General features: G+C 73.7%; 15 protein-coding genes. 9 read left to right on the top strand and 6 right to left on the bottom strand.

All coding sequences use genetic code 11. The features are described 5' to 3' along the window. Positions 1 to 149: 149 nt before the first annotated feature. Positions 150 to 581, top strand: a complete 432-nt coding sequence (locus tag ACN28G_RS26855) for a hypothetical protein (protein WP_091432858.1) — start codon at positions 150 to 152, stop codon at positions 579 to 581. A gap of 133 nt (positions 582 to 714) precedes the next feature. Here ACN28G_RS26855 and ACN28G_RS26850 read toward each other — a convergent pair whose 3' ends face one another. The 5 genes from ACN28G_RS26850 to dnaK form a co-directional block, all read right to left on the bottom strand. Next, the gene (locus ACN28G_RS26850; protein WP_421480612.1) at positions 715 to 1,068 is read right to left on the bottom strand and encodes a hypothetical protein; all 354 of its coding nucleotides are present in this window, start codon (positions 1,066 to 1,068) and stop codon (positions 715 to 717) included. Positions 1,069 to 1,170: 102 nt separating this feature from the next. Next, positions 1,171 to 1,611: a heat shock protein transcriptional repressor HspR gene (locus ACN28G_RS26845; protein ID WP_091445714.1), complete on the bottom strand. Its 441-nt coding sequence runs from the start codon at positions 1,609 to 1,611 to the stop codon at positions 1,171 to 1,173. A gap of 28 nt (positions 1,612 to 1,639) precedes the next feature. After that, entirely contained in the window at positions 1,640 to 2,830 is a 1,191-nt protein-coding gene (gene dnaJ, locus ACN28G_RS26840) for a molecular chaperone DnaJ (protein ID WP_091432852.1), read from the bottom strand. Between the two features lie 82 nt (positions 2,831 to 2,912). Further along, the gene (gene grpE / locus ACN28G_RS26835; RefSeq protein WP_421480611.1) at positions 2,913 to 3,710 is read right to left on the bottom strand and encodes a nucleotide exchange factor GrpE; all 798 of its coding nucleotides are present in this window, start codon (positions 3,708 to 3,710) and stop codon (positions 2,913 to 2,915) included. 49 nt (positions 3,711 to 3,759) lie between these two features. Beyond that, positions 3,760 to 5,652, bottom strand: coding sequence for a molecular chaperone DnaK (gene dnaK / locus ACN28G_RS26830; protein ID WP_091432846.1), 1,893 nt, complete (start codon positions 5,650 to 5,652; stop codon positions 3,760 to 3,762). 188 nt (positions 5,653 to 5,840) lie between these two features. Between dnaK and ACN28G_RS26825 the strand changes: the two genes are divergently transcribed. The 3 genes from ACN28G_RS26825 to ACN28G_RS26815 all read left to right on the top strand — a co-directional run bounded on the left by ACN28G_RS26825 (position 5,841) and on the right by ACN28G_RS26815 (position 10,771). Beyond that, positions 5,841 to 7,655: a GTPase domain-containing protein gene (locus ACN28G_RS26825; protein ID WP_091432843.1), complete on the top strand. Its 1,815-nt coding sequence runs from the start codon at positions 5,841 to 5,843 to the stop codon at positions 7,653 to 7,655. Positions 7,656 to 7,807: 152 nt separating this feature from the next. Continuing rightward, the gene (locus ACN28G_RS26820) at positions 7,808 to 9,475 is read left to right on the top strand and encodes a GTPase (protein WP_421480983.1); all 1,668 of its coding nucleotides are present in this window, start codon (positions 7,808 to 7,810) and stop codon (positions 9,473 to 9,475) included. 72 nt (positions 9,476 to 9,547) lie between these two features. Further along, positions 9,548 to 10,771, top strand: a complete 1,224-nt coding sequence (locus ACN28G_RS26815; RefSeq protein WP_421480610.1) for a hypothetical protein — start codon at positions 9,548 to 9,550, stop codon at positions 10,769 to 10,771. On the opposite strand, the gene ACN28G_RS26810 is transcribed toward ACN28G_RS26815, so the two are convergent. After that, positions 10,752 to 11,585, bottom strand: a complete 834-nt coding sequence (locus tag ACN28G_RS26810; protein WP_421480609.1) for a hypothetical protein — start codon at positions 11,583 to 11,585, stop codon at positions 10,752 to 10,754. The two genes, ACN28G_RS26815 and ACN28G_RS26810, sit on opposite strands and share 20 nt — an antisense overlap. 474 nt (positions 11,586 to 12,059) lie before the next feature. Here ACN28G_RS26810 and pdhA point away from each other — a divergent pair, with 474 nt between their 5' ends. The 5 genes from pdhA (at position 12,060) to ACN28G_RS26785 (ending at position 19,426) form a co-directional block, all read left to right on the top strand. Beyond that, a complete protein-coding gene (pdhA, locus tag ACN28G_RS26805; RefSeq protein WP_091432834.1) occupies positions 12,060 to 13,235 on the top strand; it encodes a pyruvate dehydrogenase (acetyl-transferring) E1 component subunit alpha in 1,176 nt (391 codons plus the stop codon). After that, entirely contained in the window at positions 13,235 to 14,224 is a 990-nt protein-coding gene (locus ACN28G_RS26800) for an alpha-ketoacid dehydrogenase subunit beta (protein WP_421480608.1), read from the top strand. Before pdhA ends, ACN28G_RS26800 begins: the two co-directional genes overlap by 1 nt. A gap of 5 nt (positions 14,225 to 14,229) precedes the next feature. Continuing rightward, on the top strand, positions 14,230 to 15,804 hold the full coding sequence (locus ACN28G_RS26795) for a dihydrolipoamide acetyltransferase family protein (protein WP_421480607.1): 1,575 nt from the start codon (positions 14,230 to 14,232) through the stop codon (positions 15,802 to 15,804). Positions 15,805 to 16,023: 219 nt separating this feature from the next. Continuing rightward, entirely contained in the window at positions 16,024 to 16,161 is a 138-nt protein-coding gene (locus tag ACN28G_RS26790; RefSeq protein ID WP_175440401.1) for a hypothetical protein, read from the top strand. 346 nt (positions 16,162 to 16,507) lie between these two features. Continuing rightward, positions 16,508 to 19,426: a hypothetical protein gene (locus tag ACN28G_RS26785; RefSeq protein ID WP_421480606.1), complete on the top strand. Its 2,919-nt coding sequence runs from the start codon at positions 16,508 to 16,510 to the stop codon at positions 19,424 to 19,426. The last annotated feature ends 2 nt before the right edge of the window (positions 19,427 to 19,428 follow it).

Below are 19,428 nucleotides of genomic sequence, written 5' to 3'. Positions count from 1 at the left end.
GCCGGTCCGGTCGGACCGACGGTTGCCGAAATCTCCCAGCAAGGGGCTACCGCAGGTCACCGGTACCGCGTTAACGTGTCGCCCCAGCAGCCCAGGGGGCCTGCGGGCCGGCCGGTGCCGGCGCGGGCGCGATGCGGAAGGTTGGCCGGTTGAGCGTGCAGGAATCGAGCTTCTCCGGTTTCGCCAACCCCGTCGACCCGTCCCCCGCGGAGTTGCGGGCCTGGGCGTACCAACCCGATTCGGTGCCGCTGACCAGCATGCCGCAGGACTGGGACCTGCTGGTCGCCGGAGACCGGCTGGTGACGACCCTCTTCGACCTGGCGATGGATCCGACCTGTCCGGCCCGCCGGTTCGCCCTGCACTGCCTCTACATCTACGCCGCCGACGGCATCCGGACGGGCTTCCGGGCCCACCCGAGGCGCCGGTTCCGCAAGCTGGTCGACCAGGCCGAGCGCTCCGGCGACGAGCTGATGCGCACCTGGGCGCACAACTCGCGGGTGCTGCTGGCCCGCCCGACCCTCTTCGTCTACCGGGACTGGTGTGAGGGCGGTCTGGTCCGGGAGAACCGCCGACTCGACTGAGCCGCCGACGCACCCGCGACCCGCAGCCAGCGAACGGGCCGGGACCCCCCGTGGGTCCCGGCCCGTTCGCGGCCCTGAGCCGGAGCGACCGAGCCGGAGCGACCGAGCCGGAGCGACCGGCCTGGTGCGGCGGTCAGCCGATCGACCGGCCGTGCCGTTCGGTCCGGCGCTCCGGCCGGCCGCGCTCGCTGTTCTGGTCCGCGCCGCCACCAGCCGGCGGACGACGATCCGCGCCGCCACCAGCCGGCGGTCGGGGCTTCGCCCGCTCGGCACCCTGGTCGGCGTCCGACCGCTGCCCGGCATCCGGGCCCGACTGCGACCGCTGGCCGGCGTCCTGGCCCGACTGCGGTCGGTGGCCGGCGGCCCGGTCGGTGCGACCGGAGAGCCGGGCGTCGGTGATCTCGTCGAACTTCTCGCGGACGCCCTCGGCGACCCGGTCGAGCTGGTCCTCCGCCGCCTGCGCCACCTTCTTGGCCGCTCCTGTCACTACTCCCCCTCACCAAGGGCCCAGATCGGGCGGACAACACCTGGTCACAGGCTAGACGGGGTGGACCGACCGCGCCGGGGATCCGACCGAACCGCAGCCGGCTCAGCGGTCCGGGTTGCGGCGGGGCCGCCAGACCACCAGCGCCGTCGAGGACCGGGTGGTCTGGACCAGGTCACGACCGGGGAAGCGGGCCAGCGACTCCAGCTCGGCCACCCGCCGGTACGCGGCGTCCAGCTCCGCCTCCATCCGGGCCAGCCGCTGCTGGGCCTGCTCCAGCAACTGTTCCAGGCCGATGATCCGCTTGATCCCGGCCAGATTGACCCCGTCGTCCTGGCTGAGCCGTTGCACCTCACGGAGCAGTACCACGTCCCGGACGCTGTACCGCCGACCGCCACCGGCGGCCCGCCCGGCCTGCACCAGCCCCAGCCGGTCGTACTGGCGCAGCGTCTGCGGGTGCATCCCCGCCATCCGCGCCGCGACCGAGATCATCAGGACCTTGGCCTCGTAGGCAGGGTCGCCCGAACCGGCGAACTCGTCCGACATCCCGCTCACCTCCGCATGCACTCCACGGTTACCCGAAGCGACGTACCCGCGCGTCGAGATGTTCCCGCCCGGCCGGCGGCGTCTGCTCGGCGAACGCCCGCAGGGCGGCCTGCGCCTCGTCGGACACCTTCGCCGGTACCACCACGTCCAGCGTGACCAGCAGGTCGCCGGCCTGGCCCTCGCGACGGCTGACTCCCTTGCCCCGGGCCCGCAGCACCCGCCCGCTCGGCGTACCCGGTGGCACCCGTAGCGTCACCACCCCGTCGAGGGTCGGCACCCGCAGGTCCGTGCCCAGGACCGCCTCGGCGTACGTGATCGGCACGGTCAGGGTCAGGTCGTCCCCGGTACGCCCGAACAACTCGTCCGGCCGGACCTTCACGTGTACGAAGAGGTCGCCGGCCGGGCCGCCACGCTCACCGGCCTCGCCCCGGCCACTGAGCCGGATCCGCTGGCCGTCGGCCACCCCGGCGGGGAACCGGACCTTCAACGTACGGGTCTTCGTCACGCCGCCGGTGCCCTGGCACTCGGGGCACTTCTCCTCGACGACGGTGCCGACGCCCTGACAGTTGCGGCACGGCTCGGCGAAGCTGAACGCACCCTGGTTGCGGGTGGTCGTCCCGGCCCCGTGGCAGACCGGACAGGTCCGTGGCTGGGTGCCGGGCTTGGCGCCGTTGCCGTGGCAGGTGTCGCAGACCCCCGGTGAGCGCAACGTCAACGGGATGGTCACCCCGCGTACCGCATCGGTGAAGTCCAGGGCGACCTCGGCCTCGACGTTGCGGCCCCGGGCCGGCCCGGCGGGGCGACCCGGCCCACCGCCGGCCCCACCACCGGAGAAGATCGACGTGAACAGGTCGGAGAAACCGCCGCCGGCCCCGCCGAAGCGCCGGTCACCCCCGCCCGCGCCGCCACCGAAGAGGTCGGAGACGTCGAAGGGGGTGCCACCGGGCTGACCGGTACGGGCTCCACGCCGGAACGCGCCGGAGCCGAAGAGGGCACGCAGCTCGTCGTACTCCCGACGGCGGTTGTCGTCGGAGAGCACGTTGTACGCCTCGGACGCGGCCTTGAACCGCTCCTCGGCCCTGGTGTCACCGGGGTTGTGGTCCGGGTGCGACTCCCGCGCCAGTTTCCGGTACGCCTTCTTGATCTCGTCCGAGGAGGCGGACTTGTCCACGCCCAGCACGGCGTAGAAGTCCTTCTCGATCCAGTCCTTGGAACTCACCGGTCCACCCCCTGCCAGGCGTGGCCCGGTCGTCCCGCCCGCCGATCGTCGACGGACGGGACGACCCGGCCACGGATTCGCACTATTCCGGGTCGGCGACCGCGACCAGCGCTGGCCGCAGCAGCCGCTCGCCGAGCAGATAGCCCCGACGCATGATCTGCACGCAGGTCGGCTCGGTGACGTCGGCGGAGGTCTGGTGCGCCACCGCCTCGTGCCGGGTCGGGTCGAACGGGTCACCCTGCTCGCCGAACGGGGTGAGCCCGAGCTTGCCGACCACGGTGGTGAGCTGCTCGGCCACCGCGCCGAACGGACCCACCAGGTCACCGTGCTCGCGGGCCCGGTCCAGGTCGTCCAGGATCGGCAGCAGCCCGGCCAGCACCGAACCGGTGGCCTGCTCCTGGACGACGCCCCGGTCCCGGTCCACCCGCTTGCGGTAGTTGGCGTACTCCGCCGTCACCCGCTGCAGGTCCCGGGTCCGCTCGTCGAGGTCGGAGCGGAGGGCCGCCAGCTCCGCGCCGAGGGCCGGCGCGGCGTCCTTGGGCTTGCTCTCCGCCGCCGGTTTGCTCTCCGCTGCCGGCTTGGTGCTCTCCGCCGGCTTGGTGCTCTCCGCCGGCTGGGCCGGGGCGTCCACCACCGGTGGCCCGGCCGGGGCCTCCTCGACCTCGATCTCGTCGACGACGACCTCGGCCTCCTCGACCAGGCCGTCGGCCGGGACGTCGGCGCTCGCGTCGGTCGCCGCCGGCTCCTGCTCGACCTCGTCGTTCTGCTGACTGTCCGGGCTGACGACCTGCGGCTCGGCGGCGGCGTGCCGGCCGGGCGCGGAGCCACCCGGCACCGACCCGGTGGTCTCCGGGTCGGCGGCTCGTGGCTTATCCGTCATCGCGGCTACCTCGATCCCTGTGCGGTGCGTACGTGGCGGGGACGGGCTGTCACTTCTTGTCCTCGTCCACGATCTCCGCGTCGACCACGTCGTCCGCGCCACCGGCCGGCCCGGCGTTGGTGCCACCGGCCTGCGCGCCGCCGGCCGGCCCGGCACCCGGTCCGCCCGGCCCACCCGGGCCCTCGGCACCCGGCTGGCCCTGCTCGGCCTGCTGGGCGTAGAGCAGCGCGCCGGCCTCCTGGGAGACCTTGGCCAGCCGCTCGTGCGCCGACTTGACCTTCTCGATGTCGGTGCCGCCGAGGGCGCCACGCAGCTCGCCGAGCGCCTCGTTGATCTGGTCGCGGTTCTCCGTGGGCAGCTTGTCACCGCTCTCGGCGAGGAACTTCTCGGTCTGCCACTGCAGCGCCTCGGCCACGTTGCGGGCCTCGGCCTCCTCGCGGCGACGCTTGTCCTCGTCGGCGTGCTCCTCGGCGTCCCGGCGCATCCGCTCGATGTCGTCCTTCGGCAGCGACGAGCCGCCGGTGATCGTCATCTTCTGTTCCTTGCCGGTGCCCAGGTCCTTGGCGTGCACGTTGACGATGCCGTTGGCGTCGATGTCGAAGGTGACCTCGATCTGCGGCACGCCCCGCGGCGCCGGCGGCAGGCCGGTCAGCTCGAAGGTGCCGAGCTTCTTGTTGTAGGCCGCGATGTCCCGCTCACCCTGGAAGACCTGGATCAGCACGGACGGCTGGTTGTCGTCGGCGGTGCTGAAGACCTCGGAGCGCTTGGTCGGGATGGTGGTGTTGCGCTCGATCAGCTTGGTGAAGATGCCGCCCTTGGTCTCGATGCCCAGGCTCAGCGGGGTCACGTCGAGCAGCAGGACGTCCTTGACCTCGCCCTTGAGCACACCGGCCTGCAGGGCGGCGCCGACGGCGACGACCTCGTCCGGGTTGACGCCCTTGTTGGGCTCCTTGCCGGTGAGCTGCTTGACCAGGTCGGTCACGGCGGGCATCCGGGTCGATCCACCGACCAGGATGACGTGGTCGACGCTGGCCAGCTTGATGCCGGCGTCCTTGATCGCCTGCTCGAACGGGCCCTTGCAGCGATCCAGCAGGTCCTGCGTCATCCGCTGGAACTCGGCGCGGCTGAGCGTCACGTCCAGGTGCAGCGGGCCGGCGGAGCCGGCCGTGATGTACGGCAGGTTGATGTTGGTGGTGGTGGCCGCCGACAGCTCGATCTTGGCCTTCTCGGCGGCCTCCCGGAGCCGCTGCAGCGCCATCTTGTCCTGGCCGAGGTCGATGCCGTGCTCGCCCCGGAAGGTCTTCACCAGGTGGTCGATGATCCGCTGGTCCCAGTCGTCACCACCGAGGTTGTTGTCACCGCTGGTGGACTTGACCTCGATGACCCCCTCGGCCAGCTCCAGCAGGGAGACGTCGAAGGTGCCCCCACCGAGGTCGAAGACCAGGACGGTCTGCTCCTTGGAGCCCTTGTCCAGCCCGTACGCCAGGGCGGCCGCGGTCGGCTCGTTGACGATCCGCAGCACGTTGAAGCCGGCGATCTCACCGGCCTCCTTGGTGGCCTGCCGCTGGCCGTCGTTGAAGTAGGCCGGGACGGTGATCACCGCGTCGGCGATCTGCTCGCCCAGGTACGCCTCGGCGTCCCGCTTGAGCTTCATCAGCGTGCGCGCCGAGATCTCCTGCGGGGTGTACTTCTTGTCGTCGATGTCGACGGACCAGTTGGTGCCGATCTCCCGCTTGACCGACCGGATGGTCCGGTCCGGGTTGGTCACCGCCTGGCGCTTGGCGACCTCACCGACGAGCACCTCACCGTTGCGGGCGAACGCGACGATCGACGGGGTCGTCCGCGAGCCCTCAGCGTTGGCGATGACGGTGGGCTCACCGCCCTCAAGAACGCTGACGCAGGAGTTCGTCGTGCCGAGGTCGATACCGACCGCACGTGCCATGTTCGCTTCCTCGCTTCATACCGTTGGAGCAGGTGACGGGAGTGCACCCGCGTCAAGTTGAGTGAACGTGACTCAATAGTGCCACGCTCACGCCATTCGTCAAATCCGGGTTGAGCCGACCCGACGCAACCCGACGTTCGGCTACCCACCGGTTGTCTTCTGTTGCATCGGTCGGGCACGCTTTAGCGGTGATTCCGCACGGCGATCCCGCCACAGAGTCCGGCGCGCCCACCACCGTGGCCCGCCCCGGGCAACCGGATGCCGTGCAGATCCCTCCTGACCTCGGCGCGGACGGCAGCCTGCCCGCCGCGCTCGGCAATCTGCGGCTGGCGATCAGCACCGCCCGCTTCCCGCTGGAGCTGCCCTCGGCGGAGCCGGCCCGACGCACCACCACCGCGCTGACCGACCAGCTCGACGACTACCTGCTGCCCCGGTTGAGCCGGCTCGACGCACCTCTGCTCGTGGTCGTCGGGGGCTCCACCGGCGCCGGCAAGTCGACCCTGGTCAACAGCCTGGTGCAGGCCCGGGTGAGCACCGCCGGGGTGCTCCGCCCGACCACCCGGTCCCCGGTGCTGGTCTGCAACCCGGCCGACTCCGGCTGGTTCCGCCGGGGTGAGCTGCTGCCCGGTTTGACCCGGACCAACGAGCCCAGCGAGGACCCGGGCACCCTGCAGATCGTCGCCGCGCCCGCGCTCCCGCCGGGCCTGGCCTTTCTTGACGCCCCCGACATCGACTCGGTGGTCGACGCCAACCGGGCCCTGGCCGGCCAGCTGCTCGCCGCTGCCGACCTCTGGCTCTTCGTCACCACCGCCGCCCGGTACGCCGACGCGGTCCCCTGGGAGCTGCTGCGCAGCGCCCGCGGCCGGGGAGCGGCCATCGCCATGGTGCTCGACCGGGTGCCGCCGGAGGCGACCGACGAGGTCGGCGCCCACCTGGCCGAGATGCTCGCCGAGCAGGACCTGGCCGCCGCGCCCCTGTTCGTCCTGCCGGAGACCCAGGTCGACGGGCAGGGGTTGCTGCCCGACTGGGCCACCGCCCCGCTGTCGACCTGGTTCGCCCGACTCGCCGCCGACGCCGAGGCCCGCGCCGCAGTGGTCCGGCAGACACTGGACGGCGCGCTGGCCGCCCTGCTGCCGACCGTCGAGGGCCTCGCCGCCGCCGCCGACGAGCAGACCGCCGCCGCCGACGCGTTGGACGACCGGGTCGACGCCGCGTACCGGGGGGCGCACCGCACCGTCGAGCAGGGGCTGCGGGACGGCCGGCTGCTCCGGGGTGAGGTGCTCGCCCGGTGGCAGGAGTTCGTCGGCACCGGCGAGTTCTTCCGCACCCTGGAGGCCCGGATCGGGCGGTTGCGCGACCGGGTGGTGGCGGCGGTCACCGGCCGACCCGCACCCGCCGCCGAGCTGCGTACCGCGATCGAGTCGCAGCTGGTCACGCTGCTCCGCGGGGTGGCCGCCGAGGCCGCCGAGCACACCCACACCGCGTGGCGGGCCCATCCGGCCGGGGCGGCACTGCTCGAACCCGGGCTCGCCCACCCCGCCGACGACCTCTCCGAGCGTGCCGAACGGCTGGTCCGGGACTGGCAGCGGGGGGTGCTGGAGCTGGTCCGCGAGGAGGGCGGTGACCGGCGCTTCGTGGCCCGTACGGCCGCGTACGCGGTGAACGCGACCGGGTTGGCGGTGATGATCGCGGTCTTCGCCTCGACGGCCTTCATCCCGACCGGCGCCGAGGTGGCCGCCGGAGCCGGCACCACCGTCGCCGCGCAGACCGTGCTCCAGGCGATCTTCGGTGACCAGGCGGTGCGTACGCTGGCCGCCAAGGCACGGGCCGACCTGCTGGAGCGGGTCCGCACGCTGCTGGACGAGGAGGCGGCCCGCTACCTCGCGCGGACCGCCGAGGCCCGGCCCGACCCGGCGACCGCCGCGGAGCTACGCGGCGCGGCCGCCTGGGTCGAGATCAACCGCCAGCACAGCGGGCTGGCCGACGAAAGGCTCAATCCGTGAGCGCGAGGAGTGAGCTTGCGAGCCCCGCAGTCGCGAACGAAAAGCCAACCCCGTGAGCGCGAGGAGTGAGCTTGCGAGCCCCGCAGTCGCGAACGAAAGGCTCAACCCGTGAGCGCGAGGAGGTTCGGTCCGTGACCGACATCGTGGGTCGGATGCGGCAGGCGTTCCGCGGTGACCAGCGGGTCGACGCCGACGAGCTGCTCACGCGACTCGACGCGGTCCGCCGGTTCCTGACGGCGGTCGACGGTCACCTGCCGGACAGCCAGCTCGTGCCCGCGCACACCCTCGTCGAGCGGGCCGGCACCCGGCTCGCGCTGTCCCGGGACCACACCGTGGTCGCGCTTGCCGGGTCCACCGGAAGTGGCAAGTCGAGCCTGTTCAACGCGCTCGCCCGGATGAGTCTCTCCCCGGTCGGGGTGCGGCGTCCCACCACCGGTGTGGCACACGCCTGTGTCTGGGGGCCGCTGGACGGCGCGAACCGGTTGCTCGACTGGGTGGGGGTGTTGCCCCGGCACCGGTTCGTCCGGGAGAGCGTGCTGGACGGTGACGACGAGTCCGATCTGCACGGACTGGTCCTGCTCGACCTGCCGGACTTCGACTCGGTGCAGCGCTCGCACCAGTTGGAGGTGGACCGGCTGCTCGGCCTGGTCGACCTCGTGGTCTGGGTGGTCGACCCGCAGAAGTACGCCGACCGGGTGATCCACACCAGCTACCTGCGCGAGTTCCACCGGCACAAGGACGTCACGGTGGTCGTGCTCAACCAGGCCGACCGGCTGCCCCCGACCGAACTGCCCCGGGTCATGGCCGACCTGCGCCGGCTGCTCGACACCGACCGGCTGGACGGCGTACCGCTGCTGGCCACCGCGGCTGTCGATCCGGGCGGCCTGGACGACCTGCGGGCCGCCCTGGAACGCACCGTGGCCGAGCGCCAGGCGGTGTTGCGCCGGCTCGCCGGGGACGTGGACGTGGTGGTGGCCGGGCTGGACGAGCTGGTCGGTCCGGACAGGTCGGCCGCCGGGCCCGACGAGACGGCGGTCCGGGCGTTGCACCGGGCGTTGGCGGGTACGGCCGGGGTGCCGGTGGTGGCCGAGGCGGTCGGGCAGGCGTACCGGCATCGGGCCGGCGGGGCGACGGACTGGCCACTGGTCCGCGGCTGGCGCCGGTTGCGCCCCGATCCGCTGCGCCGGCTGCACCTGCCCGGCCCGGCCGGCACGGACACCGACGCACCGGCGGAGAAGCCGCTGGCCGCCACCTCGGTGCCGGACCCCACCGCCGCCCAGCGGTCCGCGCTGGGGCTGGCCGTGCGGACCGTCGCAGACCAGGCCGGCGAGGGGCTGCCGGGCACCTGGCCGGCCGCGGTCACCGGCGCCGCCCGGTCCCGGCTGGCGGACCTGCCGGACGCGCTGGACCGCGCGGTCGCCGGCACCGACCTGGGCATGGACTCCCGTCCGCTCTGGTGGCGCGTCGTCGGCGGGCTGCAGTGGTTGGTGACCCTCGCCGCGGTGGCCGGGCTGGGCTGGCTCGTGCTCGGCTACGGGCTGCGGGCGATCGGGCTGCCGCCGCTGGACAATCCACAGGTGGGTGCGGTTCCACTGCCGACCCTGTTGCTGCTGGGCGGGTTGCTCGCCGGCCTGCTGGTGGCGGTGGTGACCCGTCCGGTCGTCCGGTGGGCCGCCGGTCGGGCCCGGCACCGCGCCGAGCAGCGGCTGACCGCCGCGGTCGCCGAGGTCGGCGAGGAGTACGTCGTCTCGCCGGTGCGTACCGTGCTCGCGTCGTACGCCGAGGCGGGCGCGGCGTTGCGGGCCGCCACCCGTCGCTGACCCCTCCCCGTCGACGGGTGGGCGGGTCGGCAACCGGTGTCACGGGCGCGTCGGCGGCGTAGGGTTCGGTGCATGGCCACGCCAAAGACCCCTTACGACGCGGTACTGCACGCCGCCCGCGACGTGACCAGGCTGGACTGTGCCCTCGACGCCGAGATGCTCGGCACCGCCCTGCTCGGCAGCGTCTACGCCATCGCCGAGACCGACCGGAACACCGCCGTGCGGGAGTTCGTCGGCGGCTTCCTGACCGTCACCTCCCGTCGCCGCACGGCGGCGGCGACCACCATCCGGGCGGTCTTCGCCGCCCTGGTTCCCGACGCCGAGGGGACCGCCAAGGTCCGCCCCGGCGCCCAGGCGCCTACCTGGTCCGGCCAGCTCGGCCGGGTGCATCTCACCGGCACCTGGGCCTACGGCGACGTGTACGGCGACCAGACCTCCTACCTGGCCACCTTCGCCTACGACGACGACGCCGGCGGACCGGAACACGCCCTGGTCGCCCTGGTCGACCACAACATCGGAATCACCAAGGACGTCTTCGTCGGCAGCCCCGCCGCGCCGATCCTGGAACAGGTCCGGCAGATGTGTGCCGGTGACGAGCTGACCTGGTTCCGGCAGGAGGATCCGGCCCGGATGCGTGCCGAGGTGGGGCGCCACCTGGCGATCACCGACGAGCTGACCGAGCTGCCCGGGGAGGGCTCCCTCGCCACCGACCGGGCGTTGTTCGGCGCCCGGTTGGCCCTGTTGCCCGACACCGACACCACCGTCGACGCCGGCGCGGCGGAGCCGCTGTCCGCGGCCGAGCGGACCGAGCTGGTACGCCGGTTCCTCGCCGGCCCGGAGGCCGCCCGGTTCGGCCTGGACGCTGTCGACGGCGCCGATCAGGCCTCGCTGCACTTCTGCCTGAGCCTGCTGCTGGACCACGCGGCCACCTTCCCGCAGGCCGACCCGATGCGGTGGAGCCCGGCGGTCGCCGGGTTGTTCCTGCTCGACTGGGTGCACCGGCGGGCGGTGCTGGACATGGACGACGCGGCCATGCTGCCCCGGGTGCTGCGCGCCTGGGCCGGGTACGCGGCCCGCCAGCGCGCCCTGCCGGAGCGGGCGGCGACGCAGACCGACGAGGCCATCGAGGAGATGGTGCCGGAGTTCGCCCGGCTCTACTCCACCGGTGAGCGGCGCAGCCCGGCCACCGCCGCGGTGGCGCAGCTGATGGCCGACGGCATCGACCCGGACGATCCGGTCGCGCTGAACGCCTGGATCGAGGCGAACCGGCAACGCCTCACCGACGAGGGTTTCTGACCCGGCCCGGGTGCACCTCCGCGTCCGACCCCGCCGGGACTGGTGCCGCCAGGGTCGGCGGGACCGGGCCGGAGGCCTCCGGGGCCGCGGGTGCCTCGGAGGCCAACGGGGCCGGGGCCGCAGGGGCCTCGGAGGTCACCGGACCCGGGGCCGGCGCTTCCTCCGGTGGCACCGGATCGGGGTGCGCGGTCGCGCCCGGCGCGGCGGTCGGCTCGACCAGGCGGGACGGGGTCGGTGCCGGCCGTGGGCCCGACGTGGCGGTGGGAGCCGGGCTGGGCGACGGCGCGGGGCTGGGCGACGGCGCCGGTGAGGGACGCGGTGTCGGGCCGGGCGACGGGTGGCCGGGGAAGGGATCCGGTCCGGGTGCCGGCCTGACCGGGCTCGACGGCGGCGAGGGGCGCGGCGTCGGCCGGCCGGGCTCGCTACGGGCCGCGGGGGCCACCGGGACGAGCGGCCCGGGAGTCTCCGGGGCGGCCGTGGCGGTGGCGGTCGTTGCCGGGACGGGCAGCGGCGGCGTCACCGCCGGTTGACTGGCCGTCGGCCAGGGGATCACCACCGGCCCGGCCGAGGGCGTCGGGATGAACAGGGCTTCGCTGCCCGGTGGGGCCGTACTGCCGATCGTGGCCGAGCCGGTGCTGATCGCGGCGAGAATCGGCATCGACGCCGTACCGGCGAGCAGTGCGACGGTGAGCAGGTAACCCCGGCTGGGACCGGTCGTGCCGGTGGCCCGGTGCACGCCGACCACCCGTCGGTAACCGGCCGGGCGGTGTCGGCCGAGCAGCGGCGACCCGGGACCCGCTCCATGCTCGGACACCGCATCCTCCTCGTCCGCTCTCCGGCGAACCGGAGGACAACCACCAAATAGGAAAAACCCTCGAATCGCTGTCATCTCGCATCAATCAGGGTGCACCAGTGACGCTCGGTTGGCTATCCCGCACAGCGTGTCGACACCCGGAATTCGTCGTGTCAGGCCCAGCTCAGGCGGGTGTCACGAACTGGTCCGTAAACCCGATCGAGGGCCGGCCGTACTGTGTGCCCGCTCACCTCTCTGCGACTATGGAGCACGACGGCAACGCAGCCACACCCTCCGCGCACCCTCGCGGTAGGCGCGGTTGGTGCCGGCGCTCCCGAGTCGGGTTCGGCCACACCGGGCCTGGCTCACGCCGTGCGGCAGCCCCACCCGGGCCAGGCGCGGCAACCAGGACGGTCCGGCGCCAGCCGGGCCGTCGCACCAGTCGTGCGGCCGGGTGACCCCCGCCGCCAGCACCGACATGACAGGGAGAGACGCATGGCAAAGGGAGACCCCGGGGCCACCGCCCGTGGCCGACGAGCCGCGCCACGGTCCAGGAAGCGCGCCACCGGCGACCCGGAACTGGTGCAGCTGCTCACTCCGGAAGGCGAACGGGTCGAGGCCGTCACCGGCTCCGACGGCATCGAGTACCGCGTCGACTTCACCGACGAGGAGTACCGCGGCCTCTACCGGGACCTGGTACTGGTACGCAAGCTGGACGCCGAGGCGACGGCCCTGCAACGCCAGGGCGAGCTGGGCCTGTGGGCGAGCCTGCTGGGCCAGGAGGCGGCACAGGTCGGTGCCGGTCGGGCGCTGCGCACCCAGGACATGGCCTTCCCGACCTACCGGGAGCACGGGGTGCTCTACTGCCGGGGGATCGACCCCATCATGCCGCTCGGCCTGTTCCGCGGCGTCGACCAGGGCGGCTGGGACCCGAACGAGTTCAAGTTCAACATGTACACGATCGTGATCGGGGCGCAGACCCTGCACGCGACCGGCTACGCCATGGGCGTCACGATGGACGGCAAGACCGGGACCGAGGACGGCGAGGCGGTGATCGCCTTCTTCGGTGACGGCGCCACCAGCCAGGGTGACGTCAACGAGGCCTTCGTCTGGTCCAGCGTCTTCAACGCCCCGCTGGTCTTCTTCTGCCAGAACAACCAGTACGCCATCTCCGAGCCGCTGGAGCGGCAGACCCGGGTGCCGCTGTACCGGCGGGCCGCCGGCTTCGGCTTCCCCGGGGTCCGGGTCGACGGCAACGACGTGTTGGCGACGTACGCGGTGACCCGGCACGCGCTCGACAACGCCCGGCTCGGCCAGGGCCCCAGCCTGATCGAGGCGTACACCTACCGGATGGGGGCGCACACCACCTCCGACGACCCGACCCGGTACCGCATCGCCAGCGAGGTCGAGGCCTGGCAGGCCAAGGACCCGATCGCCCGGATGAAGGCGTTCCTCCAGCGGCAGCAGATCGCCGACGCGGACTTCTTCGCCGCCGTCGACGAGCAGGCCCGCGCCGAGTCGGTGCACCTGCGCGAGCGGGTGCTCGCCATGCCCGACCCGGCACCGGTGACCATGTTCGACCACGTCTACCCGCACGGCTCGCCCGAGTTGGACCAGCAACGGGCGCAGTTCAGCACGTACCTGGAGTCGTTCGAGGGGAGCGCCCACTGATGGCCACGCAGACGCTCACCCTCGGCAAGGCGCTCAACGCCGGCCTGCGCAAAGCCCTGGAGAACGACCCGAAGGTCGTCATCATGGGCGAGGACGTCGGCAAGCTCGGCGGCGTCTTCCGGATCACCGACGGTCTCCAGAAGGACTTCGGCGACCAGCGGGTGATCGACACCCCGTTGGCCGAGTCCGGCATCATCGGCACCGCGGTCGGCCTGGCCATCCGCGGCTTCCGCCCGATCTGCGAGATCCAGTTCGACGGTTTCGTCTTCCCCGCGTACGACCAGATCGTCACCCAGGTGGCCAAGCTGCACTACCGCTCGCAGGGCAAGGTCCGCATCCCGATGGTCATCCGGATCCCGTACGGCGGGGGCATCGGCGCGGTGGAGCACCACTCGGAGTCGCCGGAGGCGTACTTCGCGCACACCGCCGGCCTGAAGGTGGTGACCTGCGCCAGCCCGCAGGACGCGTACGTGATGATCCAGCAGGCGGTCGCCTCGGACGACCCGATCGTCTTCTTCGAGCCGAAGCGGCGCTACTGGGAGAAGGGTCCGGTCGAGTCGGACGTCCCGCTGTCGCAGGCGTACCCGCTGCACTCGGCCCGGGTGGCGCGGCCCGGCACCGACGCGACAGTGCTCGCCTACGGGCCGATGGTCCGCACCTGCCTGGACGCGGCGACCGCCGCCGCCGAGGACGGTCGCGAGCTGGAGGTCATCGACCTGCGCACCCTCTCCCCGCTGGACCTGACCGCGGTCCACGAGTCGGTGCGCCGCACCGGCCGGGCGGTGGTCGTGCACGAGGCCCCGGGCAACCTGGGCCTGGGTTCGGAGATCGCGGCCCGGATCACCGAGGAGTGCTTCTACTCCCTGGAGGCCCCGGTGCTGCGGGTGACCGGTTTCGACACCCCCTACCCGGCGTCCCGGGTGGAGGAGGAGTACCTTCCCGACCTCGACCGGGTGCTCGACGCCGTCGACCGCGCCTTCGGCTGGTGAGCGGGATGTCACGGATCAAGGAGTTCAACCTGCCCGACCTGGGCGAGGGCCTGACCGAGGGCGAGATCCTCGCCTGGCTGGTCAAGGTGGGCGACGTCATCGAGCTGAACCAGCCGATCGTCGAGGTGGAGACGGCCAAGGCGGCCGTGGAGATCCCGGCCAAGTGGGCCGGCCGGGTCCAGACGATCTTCCACGGCGAGGGGACCACGGTCGAGGTCGGCAGCCCGATCATCGCGATCGACACCGACCCGGACGCCCCGCCGCTGGAGCCGACCGAGGTGTCGACCACCGGCCAGCCCGACGCGGCCCTGCCGGCACCGTCGGCGGGTTCGCTGGCCGCGGTCGAGGTGGCACCGGCCGACCAGCCGGTCGAGCCGGGTCTGATCGGCGGCCCCGCGCCGGGCGGCCGGACCGCCGTGCTGGTCGGCTACGGCCCGCGCACCACCGCGGCCAAGCGCCGCCCCCGGCGCGGCACCGCCCCGCCCCACTCCGCCGCCGCACCGACCCGGGCCACCGACGTGCCCCGACCGGCGGCCACGCCGACGGTCACCGCCACGCCGACGGCCCCGCCGCCGGTCACCACCGCGCCGACGGCCGACGCCTCGACGACCACGGCCGCGACGGTCCCGGCGTCGACGAACGGTCACGGTCGGGCGTCGGTCCTGGCCAAGCCGCCGGTACGCAAGCTGGCCCGGGATCTCGGGGTCGACCTGGCCACCCTGACCGGTTCGGGCCCGGCGGGTTCGATCACGCGCGAGGACGTCCAGCGCGCGGTTGCCGGGTCGACGGCGTCCGCCGCGGTTGCCGGGTCGACGGCGTCCGCCGTGGTGGCCGACGCCGGTACGGTGACCGGCACCGGTGCGGTCGCGGCCGTCGGCGCGGAGCGGGAGCGGCGCATCCCGGTCAAGGGGGTACGCAAGCTCACCGCGGAGAACATGTCCCGTTCGGCGTTCACCGCGCCGCACGTGACGGAGTTCCTGACCGTCGACGTGACCCGGGCGATGAAGGCCCTGGACCGGCTCCGGACCCGCCGGGAGTGGCGGGACGTCCGGGTATCGCCGTTGCTGCTGGTGGCGAAGGCGGTGCTGCTGGCGGTCAAGCGCCACCCGATGGTCAACTCCACCTGGGCCGGTGACGAGATCGTGGTCAAGGACTACGTCAACCTGGGCATCGCGGCGGCCACCGAGCGCGGCCTGATCGTGCCGAACGTCAAGGACGCCGGCCGGCTCTCGCTGCGCGAACTGGCCGACGCGTTGACCGACCTGGTGCAGACGGCGAAGGCCGGCCGTACCTCACCTGCGGACATGTCCGGCGGCACGCTGACCATCACCAACGTCGGCGTGTTCGGGGTGGACACCGGTACCCCGATCCTGCCGCCCGGCGAGTCGGCCATCCTGGCCTTCGGCGCGGTACGGGAGATGCCCTGGGTCCACAAGGGCAAGGTGCGTCCCCGCCAGGTGACCACCCTCGGGCTCTCCTTCGACCACCGGATCGTCGACGGTGAACTGGGGTCGAAGTTCCTGCGGGACATCGGTGAATTCCTCAGCGACCCGGAGGCGGCCCTGCTCGCCTGGACCTGAGCACGGCACCACCCGCCACGGCCGGTGTGCCCGGGGATCTCCCCGGCACACCGGCCGTCGCCGTTGGCAGTCGGTTACGTCGGCGAAAGACGGGATGAACCTTCGATCGTTCGGCTGGTGTTGCAGCTCACCTAATAATCGATGGCAACCCGCCGCGTTCTGCGCTTGAATTAGAGGCAACGACAGGCTGACAACCGAATAAGCCAGGAGGAGAGAACCATGAGCATGATCAAGCGAATCCGCGACCGCCGCGACGCCACCCGACGCGCCCGTGCCATCGAGCACGCGCTGCGCTCCGCGAACTCGCCCTCGGTCCGCAACGAGATCATCGCCATCGCTCAGCGTCACGTGAGCTGAGCCCCCGACCCCTCACTCCAGCGCCGCGCAACCCACGGACCCGCCCGACCTCCCGGGCGGGTCTTCGCCATCCGTTCCGGTCGACACCGGGATTCCACCTCGGTGCGCGCGCCCGGTACGGTGGGACCCGGCCGTCACCGCGGCCGGTGACCCGGATCGAGCCGATAGAAGCTCCTCGAAACGGTCCGGCGACGCGGAGTGACGGCTAGATGCTCGCCGGTCGCCCCGGGCGGACACCGGCTAGGGTGCGAGAAGTCCGGGCGGCCGGGACCGCTGGCGACGCCGGCAGCCACGCCGACGGGACCCGACCGGCGCCGGCAGCCGACATGATGGAGGAGGCGCACCGATGACGTCCGAAGGCTCACACCACCCCGGCCGAGAGCCGGACGAGGTGTCGCCGGGCGCCGGCGGACCGGCGCCGTACGGCGACCGGCCAGCGCAACAACACGAAGGCTACGGCAACGCTCCCGACCTGGGCTGGGCCCCGCCGCCACCGGCCAACCAGCCGGCGGCCCCGGCCTGGGCCGCCCAGAACGACCAGCCCGCCACCGCCAACTGGGCCGCCCAGGGCCACGGCGAGCCGGGCAACTGGGGCGGCCCCGCCGGCCAGCAGTCCCAACCGGCCTGGGCCACCGGTCAGTCCGAGCAGGCCGGCCAGCCCCAACCGGCCTGGGCCGGCAACCCGCCGCCCGAGCAGGCCGGCCCCGGTTGGGCCGCCGCGCCGGCGCAGGCACCGGCGGAGCCCGGCCAGCCCGCCTGGGCACAGGCAGCGGCACCGGCCACACCGGACTGGGCCCAGCAGCCGCCGTCGCCGGCGGGTGCCCGGGGTGCTGCCTCGGTGCCGCAGCAGCCGGCACCTACCCACGACAACTGGCCCGCGCCGAACGACGCCGAGACCCGGGACCAGCCGACCAGGGCCACCACCGGGGCCATGGCACAGCCCGGCGGTTGGGCCCCCGGCACGTCCGGATCGGACGATCCCGCCCGATCGGGTGGCTGGGCTCCCGCCGATGACGACCAGGGCCGGCCAGCCGCCTGGGCCCCACCGTCGGCCGAGGGCACCGGTGCGGCGTGGGCACCGCCGGCCCCGCAGTCCCCGGCCGGCTGGCAGTCGCCACCCCACGACGGTCAGGCCGACCGGTCCCAGCCGGCGCAGTGGCCGGCGGCCGGTGACTCCGCGCAGCCCAGTGACTTCGCGCAGCCCAGTGGATCCGGGCAGCCCAGCGGCTCCGCGCAGCCCAGTGGATCCGGGCAGCCCAGTGGATCCGGGCAGCCCGGCGGCTGGGGCGGCCAGCCCACCCCGGACGACCGACCGGAGCCCGCCGGGTGGACGCCCGGCGCTGCCCCACCCGGCCGGGGCAGCGCCTCGGTGCCGGGTGCCCCACCCGCCGCCTGGGGAGCCGGAGGGGCCGAACAACCACCACAGTGGGCCGGTGCCGACCGACCGGTGCTGCCGGACGCCGAGCCGTGGGCCCCCGGCGAGGCGTGGGGCCGCAACGACGCCGGCCCGGACCGCGCCGCCGAGGCCACGGACCGCCCCGAAGAACCGCCGGTGTACCGCCCGGCACCGGGGCCCGGCATCTCGGCCGGGAACGCCGTGCCGCTGCCGCCGGGTCAGGAGCAGCGGGTACCGGGGGCGAGCCTGGCCGCCGCACCGCCGGCCGACTTCGGCCCGCCGGCCGGGTTCGGCGGCCCGCAGGCCTACGAGCCGGGCAACTCCGGCGGACACGAGTACGGCTCCGGCGGCGGATGGCCGCCGGCCGACAGCCCGCAGGAGCAGTCCCAGCCCCCGGCGGGGCCGCTGGTGCCGTCCCCGCGTGCCGCCGTCGAGGCCGGCAGCGGTCGGGCTGCCGTACCGGCCGAGGCCGACGAGGCCGGTGGCCAGGGCAGCGTCTCGGCCAGCGCGTCGGTGCCGACCGGCAGCCGCATCACCCCGACCGACCAGGAGCTGCCGCCCGGCGGACAGCCGGTCCCCCAACCCCGGGTCTACGGTCGCCCGGCCCGCGCCGAAGGCGACGAGCAGAGCGACCCCGAGCCGGCCCCGTACGGTGCCCAGGCCCCGTTCGACCAGGGCCGTGGGCAGGTCGACGACGGGCCGGGCCGACCCGATCAGGGACCGGGCCAGTTCGACCAGGCGGCCGGGCAGTTCGACCAGGGCCGGGGAGAGTTCGACCAGGCGACCGGGCGGTTCGAGCAGGGGCCGGGCCAGTTCGACCAGGGCCGGGGCCAGTTCGAGCAGGGACCGGGCGGCTTCGGCCAGCCGCCGGGGCAGTTCGGCCAGGGCTTCCCGCCGGCTGCGGACCGTGCCGACCAGGGCGGCGACCGCTTCGGCCCCGCTCCCGGGCAGCACGACCGGGGTCCGGAGCCGTACGGCCGCGCACCGGGCCAGTTCGACCAGGGTCCCGGCGGATCCGACCAGGGCCCGGGTGGCTTCGGGCCGGCACCCGGCGGATTCGAGCCGGGCTCCGGCGGATTCGGGCCGGGGCCGGACCAGTTCGGGGCAGGTGCCGACCGCTTCGGGCCGGGCCCCGGGCCGACTCCGCAGTCGCGCTTCGACGAGCACGAGCGGACCACCGCACACCCGCAGGGCTTCGGCGAGCCGCACCCCACCTCCGCTCCGCCGGCCTTCCCGCCCGCCGCAGCCCCGTCGTTCGGCGAGCCGACCAGCGTCAAGCGCCCGATGAACGGCACCCGGCCGCACGACGCCCCGCCGGAGGGCGACGACCGCTTCGGCGGTCCGCAGTCCCCGGTGGTCGGTGGTACGGCGGTGCAGCACGCGGTGCCGGGCAACGAGCCGGGCCCGGGTGCCTTCCCGCCCCCGTACCAGGCGGGTGGACAGCAGACCGGGCCGGGTTGGCCGGGCGCCACCGGTGGCAGCGAGGCGGACCAGAGCCGCTTCGACTCGTTCAAGCCCGAGGCAACCGAGCCGAAGCCCGAGGCGCCGGCACCGAAGGTCCGCAACGGACGGGTGCTGGCAGCGGTCCTGGTCGCGGCGGCGCTGATCCTCGCCGTACCGCTGGGTCTGTTGTTGCTGTTGGGCAAGATCGGCGGCGGTGACGACCCGGCGGCCTTCGACCCGGCGGTCAACTCCTGCGTCAAGCAGTCCGGTGAGCGGGCACTCGCGGCCAACTGCGAGGACGAGGGCGCCTTCACGATCGTGTCCAAGGTCGACGCCAAGGACAAGTGCGCCGACCCGAGCCAGCCGCACGCGGAACTGCGCGGCAACGTACCGAACAAGGTGCTCTGTCTGAAGCCGGCGAAGTAACC

Origin of the sequence: Micromonospora sp. WMMA1923, assembly GCF_049179195.1 — a bacterium.
GTDB lineage: Bacteria > Actinomycetota > Actinomycetes > Mycobacteriales > Micromonosporaceae > Micromonospora > Micromonospora yangpuensis.
Note: the sequence above shows the minus strand (reverse complement) of the source record. Positions and strands in the feature narration are given on the sequence as shown.

What these genes read in the sequence shown, in the direction of transcription:
- ACN28G_RS26820 (WP_421480983.1), top strand. Translation starts at nt 7,808, where the DNA reads ATGCGGCAGGCGTTCCGCGGTGACCAGCGGGTCGACGCCGACGAGCTG.
- ACN28G_RS26795 (WP_421480607.1), top strand. Translation starts at nt 14,230, where the DNA reads ATGTCACGGATCAAGGAGTTCAACCTGCCCGACCTGGGCGAGGGCCTG.
- pdhA (WP_091432834.1), top strand. Translation starts at nt 12,060, where the DNA reads ATGGCAAAGGGAGACCCCGGGGCCACCGCCCGTGGCCGACGAGCCGCG.
- ACN28G_RS26845 (WP_091445714.1), bottom strand. Translation starts at nt 1,611, where the DNA reads ATGTCGGACGAGTTCGCCGGTTCGGGCGACCCTGCCTACGAGGCCAAG.
- ACN28G_RS26785 (WP_421480606.1), top strand. Translation starts at nt 16,508, where the DNA reads ATGACGTCCGAAGGCTCACACCACCCCGGCCGAGAGCCGGACGAGGTG.
- ACN28G_RS26815 (WP_421480610.1), top strand. Translation starts at nt 9,548, where the DNA reads ATGGCCACGCCAAAGACCCCTTACGACGCGGTACTGCACGCCGCCCGC.
- ACN28G_RS26800 (WP_421480608.1), top strand. Translation starts at nt 13,235, where the DNA reads ATGGCCACGCAGACGCTCACCCTCGGCAAGGCGCTCAACGCCGGCCTG.
- ACN28G_RS26790 (WP_175440401.1), top strand. Translation starts at nt 16,024, where the DNA reads ATGAGCATGATCAAGCGAATCCGCGACCGCCGCGACGCCACCCGACGC.
- dnaK (WP_091432846.1), bottom strand. Translation starts at nt 5,652, where the DNA reads ATGGCACGTGCGGTCGGTATCGACCTCGGCACGACGAACTCCTGCGTC.
- grpE (WP_421480611.1), bottom strand. Translation starts at nt 3,710, where the DNA reads ATGACGGATAAGCCACGAGCCGCCGACCCGGAGACCACCGGGTCGGTG.